This window comes from Sediminibacterium sp. (assembly GCF_051861365.1).
Taxonomy (GTDB): Bacteria; Bacteroidota; Bacteroidia; order Chitinophagales; family Chitinophagaceae; genus Sediminibacterium.
Window position 1 is genome coordinate 61,601 of the sequence record NZ_JBHYCW010000015.1, and the last position, 16,306, is coordinate 77,906.

Here is a 16,306-nt window from a genome sequence, read left to right on the forward strand (position 1 = left end):
CTTTTTATATGCTTTCACAGGCTTATTTTTGCCGGACATTAATGTTTTAACATGAACTGGCTTATCCAACTGTTAGATGCATCAGCAACCAGCAATGCCGCTGGTTATTTACCGATCGGTATTCAATTGATTTTTGCTGCGGGTTTTGTGGCTACGATGATCGCTGTATCACAGTGGGTGGGTCCAAAGCGTAAAACAGCCGATAAACTGGAAACCTTTGCTAGTGGTATTGAAAGTCATGGTGATGCCCGTCAACCCATGGCCATCAAGTACTTTCTGGTAGCGATCCTGTTTGTGTTATTTGATGTGGAAGTGATTTTCTTCTATCCCTATGCCGTTAATTTCAGAGAACTGGGATGGGATGGGTTTCTGGCTGTATTGATGTTTGTATCCTTCTTCCTGATTGGATTTATCTATATCGTGAAGAAAGGCGCCCTTAAGTGGGAAGATTAACCTGCCATGACAAGATTCATGGCTTTTTGACAACAAGACAAAGCTTTAATGGTTATATAAGCAACCATTACAAATAACCGAAAGACTATGGCACGCCCCGTTAGATTTAATATCAACCCCATCCCCGCTAGTACTGCCGATGCTATTTCGACTGTAGAAGCTCCGCAGGGATATTCAGGGGAAGGATTTTTTACCACAAAATTGAGTGATGTTGTTGGATTGGCCCGTAAGAACTCTATCTGGCCGCTTCCTTTTGCCACTTCCTGTTGCGGCATTGAATTCATGGCCACCATGGGTTCGCATTATGACTTAGCTCGTTTTGGTTCTGAACGTGTGGGTTTCTCTCCTCGTCAGTGTGACCTATTGATGGTGATGGGGACCATCGCCAAAAAAATGGGTCCCGTTTTACGTCAGGTGTATTTGCAGATGGCTGAACCCCGTTGGGTAATAGCCGTAGGAGCCTGCGCCTCCAGTGGTGGAATTTTTGATACTTACAGCGTTTTACAAGGGATCGATCAAGTGATTCCGGTGGATGTATATGTTCCGGGTTGTCCTCCTCGTCCCGAGGCTATTCTGGATGGATTTATGAAGATTCAAGACTTGGTTGGACAAGAAAGCATCAGAAGAAGAAACAGCGAGCATTATAAAGCACTGCTGAATAGCTATGGAATTCAATAAAATAGTCCATGGTCAATAGTCCATAGACCATGACCCAAAAACATAAAAATGGCCTTAACGAATTCATACATACAGGAAAAATTAAAAGAGAAGTTTGGTGATCAGGTGTACAATTTTGAGGAAACCTATGGTATGCTCAGTTTTGAAGCACCAAAAGATCAGAACCTGAAAGTGATGCAGTTTTTATACGATGATGAAACACTGCAATTTCGTTTCCTGACAGATTTGTGTGCAGTGAATTATCCGGATGATGCAGGAAGAGAATTAGCAGTTGTTTATCATTTGCACAATTTGGTAGAGAATGTTCGCATCCGTTTTAAAGTATTTACTGCTGTAGAAACGCCGGACGTTTTCACCGCTTCACAACTCTTCTCCAGCGCCAACTGGATGGAACGTGAAACCTATGATTTCTATGGAGTGAATTTTGTAGGTCATCCCAATCTGAAGCGCATTTTGAATGTAGATGAGATGGATTATTTCCCATTAAGGAAAGAGTATCCATTAGAAGATCAGACAAGGATTGATAAGGATGATGAAATGTTTGGAAGAGGATGAGAAAAAAGTCAAAAGTGAAAAGTCAAAAGTCAAAAATTATTCTCTTTCACTTTTCACCTTTCACTTTCCACTTTTCACAATAATGCAATAGCCGATCAATATAAGAAACATGTTAGCGCAACAACAACAGAATATCAAATTACCGGAAGGTTCCATTGAAAAGGAAACTACTACATTAAACGTAGGACCTACACACCCTGCAACACACGGTGTATTCCAAAATATCATGGAATTGGATGGCGAAAGAGTGGTATCAACTGAACAAACCGTTGGATATATTCATCGTGCATTTGAAAAATTGGCAGAACGTAGACCCCTCTATCAGGTTACACCAATTACTGACCGTTTGAATTATTGCAGCAGTCCCATCAATAATATGGGTTGGCATTTGACCTGCGAAAAATTATTAGGTGTTCAAACGCCCAAGCGTGTTGATTACTTGCGCGTGATCATCATGGAGTTGGCACGTATCTCAGATCACCTGATTTGTAACTCTATTGTGGGTGTGGATACAGGAGCTTATACGGGCTTCTTGTATGTGATGCAATACCGTGAATTAATCTATGAAATATATGAAGAAGTATGTGGGTCCCGCCTTACTACTAATATTGGGCGTATTGGCGGTTTTGAAAGGAATTTCTCAAATACAGCATTTACGAAACTCGAGAAATTCTTAAATGAATATCCGAAAGTGTTGAAAGAGTTTGAAAATCTCTTTGCACGTAACCGCATTTTCATGGACCGCACACAAGGTACCGGTGGTATCAGTGCTGAAAGAGCATTGAACTATGGGTTCACCGGTCCAAATTTGCGCGCTGCAGGAGTTGATTATGATGTGCGTGTACACAGCCCTTACAGCAGTTATGAAGATTTCAATTTCACTGTTCCTGTGGGTAAAACAGGCGATAACTATGATCGCTTCCTAGTGCGTAATGCGGAAATGTGGCAGAGCTTAAGCATCATTGAACAAGCCTATCAGAAAATCCAAGTGTTCAAAGGTGCAGATGCGGAAGTGTATCATGCCAATGTCCCTGAATATTATCTGCCAAAGAAGGAAGATGTGTATACCAAGATGGAAGCCTTGATTTGGCATTTCAAAATCATCATGGGTGAGGTAGACATGCCAAAAGGTGAAGTGTACCATGCCGTAGAAGGTGGTAATGGTGAATTAGGCTTTTATTTGATCAGTGATGGAGGAAGAACACCATTCCGTCTGCATTTCAGAAGACCTTGTTTCATTTATTATCAGGCGTATCCTGAACTGATTCAAGGTGGTATGTTGAGTGATGCGATTGTAACGATGAGTAGTTTGAATCTAATTGCAGGAGAACTAGATGCGTAATAGTTTGAAAATTTGAAGATTTGAAAATGTGCTAATTATTAGAAGGGTTCATTTTCAAATTTTCATCCCGCTCTTAGCGGGACAAATTTGAATAGTATGGTGAAATTTTCAGAAGAACAAATGACCGAATTCAAGCGCTTGGTAGCGCGTTATCCGGAAGGCAAGCAGAAAAGTGCATTGCTTCCGGTTTTGCATTTGGCACAAGATAGTTTTGGCGGATGGTTAAGTGCTGAAACAATGGATTATGTAGCTGAACTGTTGCAAATCACTCCTATCGAAGTGTATGAGGTAGCAACTTTTTATAGCATGTACAACCTCAAGCCGGTAGGTAAATATATGTTTGAAGTTTGTCAGACAGGTCCATGTATGTTGAGAGGTAGTGATGATATCATTGCTTATATCGGAGAAAAACTGGGTATCAAACCCGGAGAAACAACAGCCGATGGAATGTTTACATTGAAAACAGTAGAATGCTTAGGTGCATGTGGATATGCTCCCATGATGCAACTGGGTAAACATTATCGTGAACACCTGACCAAAGAAAAAGTAGATGCTATTATTGACGAATGCAGAAAAACTGCAGCTAGCTTAAACTAACAAGATGAAAAATTGGATCTACATATTTCTTGTATCAGTTTTCTTTACTGCTTGTGGTGAAGTATCCAATACAGAAGTGGTTGAGAAAACAACGGTTGTGGTAGAAGATTCGGCAGTGACAAAAATTGTTGACGGTACAACCGCTCAAAACTCGTTGGATGTGGTGGGAATTTATAAAGGAGTATTACCCTGTGCAGATTGTGAAGGAATGGAAACAACCATTGAATTAAAATCAGATTCAACTTATTCCAGAGTCATCAAATACTTGGGTAAGAAAGAAAATAGCTTTACTGCATCGGGTAAATGGACATGGATCAGCGGTTCTACCATTAGTTTGGGAAGTATCAAAGAAGGACCGAATCAATATTTTGTTGCAGAAGATAAGTTGATTCAATTGGATATGAGTGGTAACAGAATTACGGGTGAATTAGCAACTAAATATGAATTGAGAAAACAGTAGTTGAATAGTATTTAAAATTCCTGAAAGGGATATGAGGATATGAGTAAAAAATTATTACTGGAAAAGGCACATGTAGAAGGTATCCGCTACTTCGATGTATATCGGAGAGAAGGTGGGTATAGAAGTGTTGAGAAAGCACTTAAGGAAATGAGTCCGGAAGCCATTGTGGAAGAAGTGAAGAAAAGTGGTCTTCGTGGTCGTGGTGGCGCGGGTTTCCCTGCCGGAATGAAATGGAGTTTTATAGCAAAGCCCGAAGGTGTGCCACGTCATTTGGTATGTAATGCCGATGAGAGTGAACCCGGCACATTCAAAGACCGCTACTTGATGGAATTCATTCCTCACTTATTGATTGAAGGCTTGATTGTTTCATCTTTCGCTTTGGGAAGTAATGATACTTATATCTATATCCGTGGAGAATATGCATGGATCGTTGATATTCTGGAACAAGCCATTACAGAAGCCAAAAACAATGGCTTTCTTGGAAAAAATATTTTAGGTAGTGGCTTTGATTGTGATATCCATGTGCAAAGAGGTGCAGGTGCCTATATCTGCGGAGAAGAAACTGCATTGATCGAATCATTAGAAGGTAAACGTGGTAACCCAAGAATCAAACCTCCATTCCCTGCTGTGAAAGGCGTATGGGATAGACCTACGGTTGTGAACAATGTGGAGACATTGGCTGCAGTGGTACCAATCATCAATATGGGCGGTGATGAATATGCTAAGATTGGTGTAGGCAGATCAACAGGAACCAAATTGATCAGTGCATGCGGTAATATCAATAAGCCAGGTGTTTACGAGATCGATATGACCATTTCTGTAGAGGAATTTATTTACAGTGATGAGTATTGTGGAGGTATTCCCAATGGGAAAAAATTGAAAGCTTGTATTCCGGGTGGTTCTTCTGTACCTATTCTTCCTGCTAACCTTTTGTTGAAAACAGCAAAGGGAGAAACGCGTTACATGAATTACGAAAGTTTAGCTGATGGTGGTTTTGCCAGCGGTTCAATGATGGGTTCGGGCGGGTTCATTGTATTAGATGAAGACCAGTGTGTGGTTCGTCACACCTTATCATTGGCACGTTTCTACAGACATGAAAGTTGTGGTCAGTGTTCGCCATGTAGAGAAGGAACTGGGTGGATGGAAAAGATTCTGAAGAACATTGAATATGGAAATGGAAAGATGAGTGATATCGATCTGCTTTGGGATATCCAACGCAAGATCGAAGGAAATACGATTTGTCCATTAGGTGATGCAGCAGCATGGCCGGTAGCAGCAGCGATCAGACATTTCAGAGATGAATTCGAATGGCATGTGCTGAATCCTGAAGAATCACAAGAGAGGAATTATGGGTTGGCGCATTATGCTGATCCGATTCATGTACCGGTAGGGTAATTAAAAAGTCAAAAGTAAAAATTCAAAAAAATGGATATTGAATTTGATGCTTTTGAAGTTAATGAGGGAGAAAAGCCTTACAATATTAGACATCGATGCTTTTTCTTTTCTAAAGAGATTTTATTCTTTGTCAAAGATTGTAAGTATGAAAAAGTATATAGTTCTTTATTTGATCAGTTAGTAAGAAGTGCTACCTCTATAGGCGCGAATGTAGTAGAAGGTAAAGCGGGGAGCTCTAAAAAGGATTGGAACAAGTATCTGGTGATAGCACTGAAATCGGCTAATGAAACAAAGTATTGGTTATGTTTAATAAGAGATACACAAGAAGTTTCTAAGGAGAAAGTAAATGAACTGATCAAAGAAGCAGATGAATTGTCAAAGATCATTGCTTCAATAATAATAAACGCTAAATAGTCATCGTCAGGATTTTTTTTGACTTTTTAATTTTGACTTAATATTATGTCTGACCAACAACAATTGTTTAAAGTAACGATCGACAACATCACCATTGAAGTTCCGGCAGGAACAACAATTCTGAATGCTGCACGTAAGATCGGCGGTGATGTAGCACCCCCGGCTATGTGCTATTACAGCAAGCTGGAAGGAAGTGGTGGTAAATGTCGTACCTGTTTGGTGGAAGTAAGCAAAGGTTCTGAAAAAGATCCTCGACCTATGCCTAAGCTGGTAGCTTCTTGTAGAACCACAGTCATGGATGGCATGGAAGTAAAAAATATCACCAGTGAAAAAGTATTGGATGCAAGAGCAGGTGTTGTTGAATTCCTTTTACTGAATCATCCTTTGGATTGTCCTATCTGTGATCAGGCAGGTGAATGTCATTTGCAAGATCTCAGCTATGAACATGGTAAAGAAGGCACACGTTACGAATTCCAAAGAAGAACATTTAAGAAACACGATATCGGTCCATATATTCAGTTGCACATGACGCGTTGCATTCTTTGCTACCGTTGTGTATTTACGGCTGATCAGCTTACAAAAAAGCGTGAGCATGGTGTATTGGATCGTGGAGATCATGCAGAGATCGCCACTTTCATCGAAAAGAGTCTTGAAAATGATTTCATCGGTAATGTGATCGATGTTTGTCCAGTAGGTGCGCTTACCGATAAAACCTTCCGCTTTAAAAACAGGGTATGGTTCCTGAAGCCCGTGGATGCACATCGCGATTGTCCAACATGTAGCGGTCGCGTTACACTTTGGAACAGAGGTGATGAAGTATTCCGTGTTACAGCCAGAAAAGATGAATGGGGTGAAGTAGAAGATACGCCTGATGGAAAGCCGGGATGGATCTGTAATACCTGTCGCTTCGAAAAGAAAAAAACAAGTGATTGGGTGATTGAAGGTCCTCGTTTGATCAATAGACACTCAGTGATTTCACAAGGACATTATGCCGGTAAAGTAGGCACTCATATGCCAACTGAAACCTTTGAAGCAGTGAATGACGGACGCAAACCTAAACTGCTGATGGATATTCATTCAGTAAGCGAAGTGAATAAACCGGAAGTACAATTGAGTTTGATCGATGGACCGGCTCATTCCAAAGTATTTAATCAGAACAACGACTAATTGAATTCTATATCATGACACTACTTGCTTTTGATTGGGCATTATTGATAGAAAAACTGGTACTGATCGCAGTTATTGTGTTTGGTAGTCTGGGTATTGCCTTATATACCACTTTCGCTGAAAGAAAAGTAGCGGCTGTTTTACAAGACAGACCCGGTCCAAACCGTGCAGGTCCTTTTGGATTGTTTCAACCATTCGCGGATGGATTGAAATTGATCATGAAAGAAGAAATCATACCTAATACTTCCAATAAAGTCTTATTTATTTTAGGTCCGGGTTTGGCCATGACTGCAGCTTTAATGACTTGTGCTGTTATCCCATGGAGTAGTCATGTTGAGTTGTTTGATAGAAAGATCGAATTGCAAATTGCAGATATCAATATCGGGATCCTCTATGTGTTTGGTGTAGTTAGTATGGGTGTATATGGTATCATGATCGGAGGTTGGGCATCCAACAACAAATTCTCTTTGATGGCAGCTTTGCGTGGAGCTTCTCAGGCCATTAGTTATGAATTGGCGATGGGACTTTCATTAATCGCTGTATTGATGTTATCCGGTTCATTGAGTTTGAAAAGTATTGTAGGAGAACAGATGGCAGATGGTAGTCTTTGGAATATTGCCTACCAGCCGCTAGGGTTCTTTATCTTCTTTATCTGTGCATTGGCAGAGTGTAATCGTACACCTTTCGATTTACCCGAAGCAGAAAATGAGTTAAACTTTGGATATCATCAGGAATATTCATCCATGAAGCTAGGGTTTTATCTGTTCGCAGAATATGTGAATATGATCATGAGTAGTGCAGTGATGGCTTGTTTGTATTTTGGTGGTTATGATATTCCATTCTTGGATGAATCAACATTGGCTCCAAACATCGCAGCATTATTGGGTGTAGGAGCATTACTGACCAAGATTGTGATTTTCATTTTTATATTCATGTGGATTCGCTGGACGATCCCGCGTTTCCGTTATGATCAGCTGATGAATCTGGGATGGAAAACCATGATTCCATTGGCATTGGCGAATATGTTGATTACAGGAGCGGTGATATTGTGGAAAGCAGGGGCGTGATGTGAATTGTCAATGGTGAATTGTGAATAGAGAGAACTAGCATTGACCATTGACCATTCACCATTCACAATTGACACGATAAACTTGGCATCAATAGGTTAGAAAAATATTTTTGCAAACATTAAACATCCCTCAGGGATAGAACATATGCAGGCATTAACAAACAGGGGACAAGAAGTGAGTCGGAAGCCAATGAGTTTCATGGAGCGACTGTATATACCGGCAATTCTGAAGGGTATGGCCATTACATTCAGTCATATCTTCAAGAAAAAGCCTACCATTCGTTATCCGGAAGAAAAACGCCCTTTTAGTCCGGTGTTTAGGGGATTGCATGTGTTGAATAGAGATGAGGAAGGACGTGAGCGTTGTACTGCTTGTGGATTATGTGCTGTTGCTTGTCCGGCAGAAGCCATTACCATGGAAGCTGCAGAAAGATTACCCAATGAGGAGAACTTGTACCGTGAAGAAAAGTATGCAGCTAAATATGAGATCAATATGTTGCGTTGTATTTTCTGTGGACTTTGTGAAGAAGCTTGTCCAAAAGACGCCATTTATTTGAGTGAAACATTTGCTCCGGCCAATTATACTAGGAAAGGATTTATTTATGGAAAAGAAGAGTTGTTGATACCCAATCCTAAAACAGAGCCGGAAGCACATGCGAAAGCTAAAGGATTATAATAAAGAATAATCAGTTGTATTGTTCGTACAACTTATTATCAAACCTAATTAAAACACCCATGAGTATAACACAGATCATGTTTTTCTTTTTGTCGGCACTGGCTGTTTTCTCAGCTATCATGGTACTGGTAAGCCGAAATCCGGTACACAGTGTATTGTGGTTGATTGCGGTGTTTTTTGCCATTTCAGGTCATTATATTTTATTGAATGCACAATTCCTTGCTATCGTTAATCTGATCGTATATGCAGGTGCAATCATGGTACTCTTTCTTTTTGTGATCATGTTGATGAACCTCAATAAAGAGTCTGAACCCAATAAACATATTTGGATGAAACTCGCCGGAGCGATTTCAGGCGGATGTTTTCTAATGGTAATGGTATCACTAGTGCGTCAAGCTGCAGATTTCCAAGGTAAAGAGGCTTTGGTGGGAACCGGAGATATCGGATTGATCAAGAATCTGGGTAAAGCCCTGTTCAGTAACTATGTAGTTCCATTCGAAATCAGCAGCGTGCTGTTTTTGAGTGCGATGGTGGGGGCTGTAGTGATTGGGAAGAAGGAGTGAGTAAAGAATTTTAGTCCATGGTCCATAGTCCATGGTAAATAAAAAGAATCCATGGACTATGGACCATGGACCATAAGCTATAAGCTATGCCAATACAATACTATATCTATCTAAGTCTCGCACTCTTCAGCATTGGAATCATTGGAGTGCTGACACGCAGAAATGCGATCATTGTTTTTATGTGCATTGAATTGATGTTGAATGCGGTGAATTTATTATTGGTAGCATTTTCTAAAATGCATCATGGTACTGCATTGGCAACTGATGCAGCAACAACAGCAGGTATCGACGGACAACTATTTGTATTTTTTATTATGGTAGTGGCGGCAGCAGAAGTGAGTGTGGGATTGGCCATTATTGTAATGATGTATCGTAACATACATTCAGTAGATATTAATTTCCTCAATCGTTTGAAGAATTAATATTTATTGGTAAGACAGAACTGATTCATGATCATACTTCAATAATGAAGTGTAAAAGTCCCGCAAGGGAGCAAGGCTATGAGTAAATTTGTTTATCTGGTACCACTTTTTCCTTTGATCGGTTTTCTGATCAATGGACTGGGAAGAAAGTCATTGTCTAAATCAATGATCAGCGTCATTGGTTGTGGCGTGATGCTCGCTTCATTTGTTGTGAGCTTGTTGGTGTTCTTTGATGTAAAAGCAAATGGTGCAACAACTGTTGAACTGTTTTCTTTTATTCGATCAGCTGATTTTCAAATTCCATTTGCCTTTCAGGTAGATCAGTTGTCTTCTCTGTTCCTTTTGATCATTACAGGTATTGGGTTTTTAATTCACTTGTATTCTGCTGCTTATATGCATGAAGAAGAGGAGCAGCATTTCGGAAGGTATTTTGCGTATCTGAATTTGTTTGTATTCTCCATGTTGCTATTGGTACTGGGAGCCAATTATGTGATCATGTTCATTGGTTGGGAAGGTGTGGGTCTTTGTTCTTATTTGTTGATTGGATATTGGTTTAAGAATGATCAATACAATTATGCAGCTAAGAAAGCATTTGTGATGAATCGTATTGGTGATCTAGGCTTTTTGTTGGCTGTATTCTGGTTATTATTCAAATTAGGTACTGTTACTTATGGAGATGTATTCTCTCGTGTATCAGAGCTTTCTTCTTTTGATATTACTGCTATCACCATCTTATTATTTGTGGGTGCAATGGGTAAGAGTGCACAGATACCTTTGTACACATGGCTTCCTGATGCGATGGCGGGTCCTACACCTGTATCGGCATTGATCCATGCTGCTACAATGGTTACAGCCGGCATTTATATGATTGCTCGTAGTAATATTCTGTATACCATGGCACCGGTATCTCAAGCACTGGTGGCCATAGTAGGATTGGCTACAGCTATTTTTGCAGCTACGATTGCATTAAAACAGAATGATATTAAGAAAGTATTGGCTTACTCAACAGTCAGCCAATTGGGTTATATGTTTTTGGGCTTAGGTGTGGGTGCTTATACCGGTGCTGTATTTCATGTGATGACACATGCTTTTTTCAAGGCATTGTTATTCTTGGGTGCCGGTTCTGTGATACATGCCATGCACCACGAACAAGATATCAGAAAGATGGGTGGTTTGAAAAAGCATATGCCCATCACACATATCACATTCCTCTTGGCTTGCTTAGCGATTGCGGGGATTCCTCCTTTCTCAGGATTTTTCTCAAAAGATGAAATTTTGATGGCAGCCTTTAGTGCCAACCCTCTTTATTATTACATTGGGTTGGTTGGTGCGTTAATGACTGCTTTTTATATGTTCCGTTTATACAGTTTAACTTTTCTTGGATCATTCAGAGGTACGCATGAACAGGCGCATCACTTGCACGAGAGTCCGTCACCAATGACCATTCCTTTGATCGTATTGGCTGTATTGTCGGTATTGGGAGGTTTTGTAGGAATTCCGGAAGTGTTCGCATCAGATGCACATAGTCTTGAAAATTTCCTTGCTCCGATATTCGCTGAATCAAACAAATTGGCGCATGCACATCATTTAACCCATTCACAAGAATATATTATGATGGGTGTTTCCACTGCATTGATCATTGGAGTGATCATATTCGCGGTAACTAAGTTCAAAAAAGCAGCTGATGTAAATGATGAGAATACAGGTGTAGCTAAAGTGCTGGAAAATAAATGGTACGTAGATGAGTTATACGATAACATCATTGTAAAACCCTTGCACTTATTATCCGTGTTCTTGAAAAATATTCTTGAAAAAAATATCATTGATGGCGTGGTGAACGGTGTTGGTAAACTGGTGGGTTATGGATCCAGACAACTCCGATTATTGCAAAGTGGACAAGTAGGTAACTATATTCTGGTAATGGTAATGGTGATGGTGATTTTTGTTTTGATCTGGTTCAATGACATTACTATTATGAATTTTTTGAAAAAACTGTTTTAACCGCTATTAGCGATAAAGAAAATATATGATCCCAGTTCTATTGATATTACTACCCTTACTCACCGGCATCATCTCCTTCTTTATTAAAGAAGAAAATGCCGCTAAAGGTTGGGGATTATTGTCTGCAGTATTAACATTGACCGTAGCTGTAGCAGGTATTTATTTTTATCCGGCTGCCCAACTATCATTCGACAGTGCATGGTTGCCGTCTTTAGGTAGCAGGTTTACGATGTCAATGGATGGAATGTCCAAAATGTTGGTCTTATTAACCGCTATTTCCTTTCCATTGATTTTTATAGCCACTTATAAAAATCAATACCGAAATGCAGGTTCATTTTATGCATTGATGTTACTCACACAAGCCGGCTTAATGGGCGTGTTTGTTGCTAACGATGCATTATTGTTTTACTTTTTCTGGGAACTGGCATTAATACCTGTATATTTTTTATGCTCACTATGGGGTGGCGAAAAAAGGATTGCTGTTACTTTCAAATTTTTCATCTACACATTTATTGGGTCACTGATGATGTTGGCCGGAATACTATACATGTATTTCCAAACAACTGATCATTCATTTGCTTGGCAGTCTTTTTACAGCGTACAACTTGCGCCTGAAAAACAGTCATGGGTATTCTGGCTCTTTTTCATTGCATTCGCTATTAAAATGCCCATATTCCCTTTCCATACTTGGCAGCCGGATGCCTATGAGCAATCGCCTACTGCTACAACTATGGTATTGAGTGGCATCATGGTGAAAATGGGAATATTTGCGGTAATCAAATGGTTGTTGCCATTCTTCCCTGCAGCATCAGCGCAATTTGCACAATGGATCATTTTGCTTTCTGTGATTGGTATGTTATATGCTTCTTTGATTGCTATCAGACAGGATGATATCAAACGGTTGATCGCTTATTCTTCCATTGCGCATATCGGGTTAATGAGTGCAACACTTTTTACAGGTAGCAGAGTAGGACTGGAAGGTGTAATGATACAAATGTTCAATCACGGAATCAATGTAATTGGACTTTGGATCGTAGCAGATGCGATTGAACAACAATTGGGTACAAGAAAGTTCAGTGAATTGGGTGGACTGGCACAAAAAGCTCCATCACTCGCTATATTATTATTAGTAATGGCATTTGCTAATATTGCATTGCCATTAACCAATGCATTTATTGGTGAATTTTTGATGTTCAATGGACTGTTTCATTATAATATCTGGATCACTGCAGTGGCAGGTATCAGTATTATTTTGGCAGCAGTATATACTTTGAATATGGTTCAGAAAGTGTTTTATGGAAATACAACAACTCTTACTTCCAATGCAACAGATATATCAGGAAATATCAGAATAGCTCTGGTAATATTGGTAGTACTTGTGATTGCCTTGGGAGTGTATCCACAACCCATGATTGATCTTACAAAAGATACAGTAGGAGCAACCATGGCGGGGAAATAATAGATCGTTGATATTTTATAATTATTTGATTAATCACAATAACGTAAGGATGTGAAAACATCTTTACCCAAAATTCCCCAAGGGGATTTGGAACTATGAACGCAATAATATTATCAGCATTACTGGGAGTTGTCATGATGTTTAGTGGCATTCTGACAAAAAACAAATCTGTATTGAAATACATAGCAGCAGGTGGATTATTGTTGCTGATCGCATTCAATGTGATGGATACCTATGCGATCTTCAAATTTGATATCAATTCCCGTGGATTATTGAGTTTTGAAAAGTTCGGTCTGTACTTTAATACACTTGCTTTTGCAGCCACTTTTATTTATGTGTTACTCAGTGGGTCTGATATTGAAAAAGCAGGTATCAATGTTGCTGAATATTTTGCACTGATCTTCTTTGTACTATGCGGTCTAAGCATCCTATCTGGATTTAATGGTATGTTGATGCTATTCTTAGGTATCGAAATACTGTCTATTCCTCTATACATCCTCACCGGTTCCGATAAACGAAACCTAAAGAGTAATGAAGCAGCATTGAAGTATTTTCTGATGGGTTCTTTCACTACCGGAATTATGCTGATGGGTATTGCTTTCTTTTACGGTGCAACAGGTTCTTTTACTTTGAACGCATTACCTGTTATTCCTACTACAGGAATGATCAATCCATCTTTTCTGCATGTAGGTGGACTATTACTTTTATTTGTTGCAATGTCTTTCAAAGTTTCAGCAGCACCTTTTCACTTCTGGACACCTGACGTATATGATGGAGCGCCAAGTGTATTCACTTCTTTCATGGCTACCATTGTGAAAGCTGCCGGTTTTATAGCTTTTATCCGATTGTTTCAAACACAAGCTGTTGCATTAGGACCTACTTGGAAAATCATACTGTCTATCGTCATTATACTTACTTTATTGATCGGAAATATCACAGCAGTATTTCAGCAAAGTGTAAAGCGTATGCTGGCTTATTCCAGTATTGCTCAAGCAGGTTTTATGCTGTTTGCATTATTCAGTAGTAATGATCTTGCGAAAGAGGGTATTCTCTTGTACAGTGTTGCATATAGTTTGGCTACCATCGGTATTTTTGCTGTACTCATTAAAATGAATGATTACACTTTTGATGGTTTTAATGGGCTTGCTAAAAGTAATCCAGTACTAGCATTTACAGCCACCATTTTTCTTTTGTCTCTTGCAGGTATACCATTAACGGCAGGTTTTTTTGCTAAATATTATATGCTGGCTTCTGTAATTAAACAAGGAGGCTCACTTTGGTTGGTGATAGTGGCGCTTTTCTTTGCAGCAGTGAGTGTGTATTATTATTTCAGGGTTATTCAGGCCATGTATTTCAAAGATGGTGATGCTGGTACAGCACCTATATCTGGGGCATTCAAACTGACGTTGGTATTATTGACTGCTCTGGTAATCGTATTGGGCATTTTCCCTTCGATTATTCTGAATGGCTTTTATTTCTAACCGTTCTTCACTTTTTTTACAGGTACAACCCTGCATAGTCATTTCTCAGCTATCTTTAAGGAATATAGTTCCTGTATGAAGGGTATGACCATTTTTGACTCCTTATCGTTGGCATGGCGAACTGTTCGCGGCAATAAGTTACGTACAGGTATTACTGTGGCTATTATTGCTTTTGGTATCATGGCACTCATTGGTATCATTACAGCTATTGAAGCCATGAATCAGAGTCTGAAGGAAAGCTTTTCTTCCATGGGTGCTAATGCCTTTAATATCCGTTTTAAAGATTCAAGAGTAAGGTTTGGCGGTAATAACTCAGACGTTAAAAAAACAACCCGAGGACGCAAAGAGAAAAAATCAAATCTTGATAAACCTATTCAAAGAGAAGAAGCAGAATACTTCAAACAGAATTTCAATTTTCCTGATGCAAAAGTAAGTATATACAGAAGGGGGCCTGGTGGACAGGAAGTCAATTACAAGGATAAAAAGACCAACCCACAAATTGTAGTGTGGGGAGGGGATGAACATTATTTGCAGGTCACCGGTTATATGATCGAAATGGGTCGCAATCTCAATGACTTGGATCAACAAAGCGGAAGAAATGTTTGTTTGATCGGTAGTAATGTAGCAAAGACATTGTTTGGAGATAGGCCTGATAAATCTATTGATAAGATCGTACGTATCGGAGGATTGCCTTATCGTGTTATCGGTTTATTGAAGAGTAAAGGCTCCAGTGCGATGTTGCGGCAAGATGATGTAGTAGTAACCACTTATAACAACGTACGAAATTTTCAGAATGCAAGCAGGTCTTATATGGTAGGAGTGATGGTGAGTAATGTCAATGAATTAGAACCTGCAAGTGGTGTGGCTACATCTGTGTTTAGGTCGGTTAGAAGATTAAAACCTTTAGATGAAGATAATTTTGTGATCGAAAAAAGTGACAAGTTCGCTGAAATGTTCATCAGCTTCTTGAGTAGTATCACTGGCTCAGCCGGTGCTATTGGATTGATTACTTTGATTGGAGCAGCTATTGGTTTAATGAATATCATGTTGGTGGCCGTGAACGAGCGAACAAAAGAAGTTGGGCTTATTAAAGCCATCGGAGGGAAAAGTAAGAATGTACGTCAGCAGTTCTTATTTGAAAGTATGATCATCAGCTTATTAGGGGCAATTTTTGGTATTATTTTAGGGGTACTGGTAGGGAATGTATTTGGACTGATACTGAAAACAGGTTTTGTAGTACCATGGGCATGGGTGATCGTTGGGGTGGTGATTTGTTCTATTGTTGGACTCATCGCGGGAATATATCCAGCCATGAAAGCAGCCCGACTCAATCCTATCGTAGCACTACGTTACGAGTAGTACTTAATTTTTATTGTAATTTTTTGAGAAGATCTTCAACTGCTCATTGATATAGTAGCGGATATCTTCTTCTGATGTATGCTTTCTGAGCCAATCATAAGAAGGGCGATGTTGTTGCATAAAAAGACGAAGCTTTTCTGTAGGCTCCCCCAAAAAGTTGTCCATTCTTGGTTAGAGTTAACGGGAAAAAGCTTGTTAATTTTAAACTTTGAAAG

18 protein-coding genes are annotated in these 16,306 nt (G+C 39.5%); 17 read left to right on the plus strand and 1 reads right to left on the minus strand.

Annotation, left to right across the window (positions count from 1 at the left end; all coding sequences use genetic code 11):
- Positions 1-51 precede the first annotated feature (51 nt).
- The 17 genes from ACTIEV_RS08760 (at position 52) to ACTIEV_RS08840 (ending at position 16,091) form a co-directional block, all read left to right on the plus strand.
- On the plus strand, positions 52-453 hold the full coding sequence (locus ACTIEV_RS08760; protein ID WP_178889099.1) for an NADH-quinone oxidoreductase subunit A: 402 nt from the start codon (positions 52-54) through the stop codon (positions 451-453).
- An 87-nt stretch (positions 454-540) separates the two neighbouring features.
- Positions 541-1,131: an NADH-quinone oxidoreductase subunit B gene (locus ACTIEV_RS08765; RefSeq protein ID WP_250686389.1), complete on the plus strand. Its 591-nt coding sequence runs from the start codon at positions 541-543 to the stop codon at positions 1,129-1,131.
- Positions 1,132-1,179: 48 nt separating this feature from the next.
- The gene (locus ACTIEV_RS08770) at positions 1,180-1,686 is read left to right on the plus strand and encodes an NADH-quinone oxidoreductase subunit C (RefSeq protein ID WP_250686388.1); all 507 of its coding nucleotides are present in this window, start codon (positions 1,180-1,182) and stop codon (positions 1,684-1,686) included.
- A 109-nt stretch (positions 1,687-1,795) separates the two neighbouring features.
- On the plus strand, positions 1,796-3,028 hold the full coding sequence (locus ACTIEV_RS08775; protein ID WP_322195961.1) for an NADH-quinone oxidoreductase subunit D: 1,233 nt from the start codon (positions 1,796-1,798) through the stop codon (positions 3,026-3,028).
- A gap of 96 nt (positions 3,029-3,124) precedes the next feature.
- Positions 3,125-3,625 (plus strand): NADH-quinone oxidoreductase subunit NuoE family protein, encoded by a 501-nt coding sequence (locus ACTIEV_RS08780; RefSeq protein ID WP_250686386.1) that lies wholly within the window; start codon positions 3,125-3,127, stop codon positions 3,623-3,625.
- 4 nt (positions 3,626-3,629) lie between these two features.
- Positions 3,630-4,085: a copper resistance protein NlpE gene (locus tag ACTIEV_RS08785; protein ID WP_322195962.1), complete on the plus strand. Its 456-nt coding sequence runs from the start codon at positions 3,630-3,632 to the stop codon at positions 4,083-4,085.
- A gap of 39 nt (positions 4,086-4,124) precedes the next feature.
- Positions 4,125-5,480, plus strand: coding sequence for an NADH-quinone oxidoreductase subunit NuoF (gene nuoF, locus ACTIEV_RS08790; protein WP_322195963.1), 1,356 nt, complete (start codon positions 4,125-4,127; stop codon positions 5,478-5,480).
- 30 nt (positions 5,481-5,510) lie between these two features.
- Complete coding sequence (locus ACTIEV_RS08795) at positions 5,511-5,894, plus strand: four helix bundle protein (RefSeq protein WP_322195964.1); 384 nt, start codon at positions 5,511-5,513, stop codon at positions 5,892-5,894.
- Between the two features lie 45 nt (positions 5,895-5,939).
- Positions 5,940-7,061 carry a 2Fe-2S iron-sulfur cluster-binding protein gene (locus tag ACTIEV_RS08800; RefSeq protein ID WP_322195965.1) on the plus strand — a complete coding sequence of 374 codons (1,122 nt, stop codon included), beginning with the start codon at positions 5,940-5,942 and terminating at the stop codon, positions 7,059-7,061.
- A 14-nt stretch (positions 7,062-7,075) separates the two neighbouring features.
- Entirely contained in the window at positions 7,076-8,128 is a 1,053-nt protein-coding gene (nuoH, locus tag ACTIEV_RS08805; RefSeq protein ID WP_322195966.1) for an NADH-quinone oxidoreductase subunit NuoH, read from the plus strand.
- A 147-nt stretch (positions 8,129-8,275) separates the two neighbouring features.
- The gene (gene nuoI / locus ACTIEV_RS08810; RefSeq protein ID WP_178889109.1) at positions 8,276-8,806 is read left to right on the plus strand and encodes an NADH-quinone oxidoreductase subunit NuoI; all 531 of its coding nucleotides are present in this window, start codon (positions 8,276-8,278) and stop codon (positions 8,804-8,806) included.
- Between the two features lie 59 nt (positions 8,807-8,865).
- Positions 8,866-9,369, plus strand: a complete 504-nt coding sequence (locus tag ACTIEV_RS08815; RefSeq protein WP_178889110.1) for an NADH-quinone oxidoreductase subunit J family protein — start codon at positions 8,866-8,868, stop codon at positions 9,367-9,369.
- Between the two features lie 86 nt (positions 9,370-9,455).
- Positions 9,456-9,791 (plus strand): NADH-quinone oxidoreductase subunit NuoK, encoded by a 336-nt coding sequence (nuoK, locus tag ACTIEV_RS08820; RefSeq protein ID WP_178889111.1) that lies wholly within the window; start codon positions 9,456-9,458, stop codon positions 9,789-9,791.
- A gap of 78 nt (positions 9,792-9,869) precedes the next feature.
- Positions 9,870-11,792, plus strand: a complete 1,923-nt coding sequence (gene nuoL, locus ACTIEV_RS08825) for an NADH-quinone oxidoreductase subunit L (RefSeq protein WP_322195967.1) — start codon at positions 9,870-9,872, stop codon at positions 11,790-11,792.
- A 25-nt stretch (positions 11,793-11,817) separates the two neighbouring features.
- Positions 11,818-13,251 (plus strand): complex I subunit 4 family protein, encoded by a 1,434-nt coding sequence (locus ACTIEV_RS08830; RefSeq protein ID WP_322195968.1) that lies wholly within the window; start codon positions 11,818-11,820, stop codon positions 13,249-13,251.
- Between the two features lie 95 nt (positions 13,252-13,346).
- Positions 13,347-14,732 carry an NADH-quinone oxidoreductase subunit N gene (locus ACTIEV_RS08835; protein WP_322195969.1) on the plus strand — a complete coding sequence of 462 codons (1,386 nt, stop codon included), beginning with the start codon at positions 13,347-13,349 and terminating at the stop codon, positions 14,730-14,732.
- Positions 14,733-14,816: 84 nt separating this feature from the next.
- Positions 14,817-16,091 carry an ABC transporter permease gene (locus ACTIEV_RS08840; RefSeq protein ID WP_439516358.1) on the plus strand — a complete coding sequence of 425 codons (1,275 nt, stop codon included), beginning with the start codon at positions 14,817-14,819 and terminating at the stop codon, positions 16,089-16,091.
- Positions 16,092-16,094: 3 nt separating this feature from the next.
- On the opposite strand, the gene ACTIEV_RS08845 is transcribed toward ACTIEV_RS08840, so the two are convergent.
- Entirely contained in the window at positions 16,095-16,256 is a 162-nt protein-coding gene (locus ACTIEV_RS08845) for a hypothetical protein (protein WP_439516359.1), read from the minus strand.
- Positions 16,257-16,306: the final 50 nt, after the last annotated feature.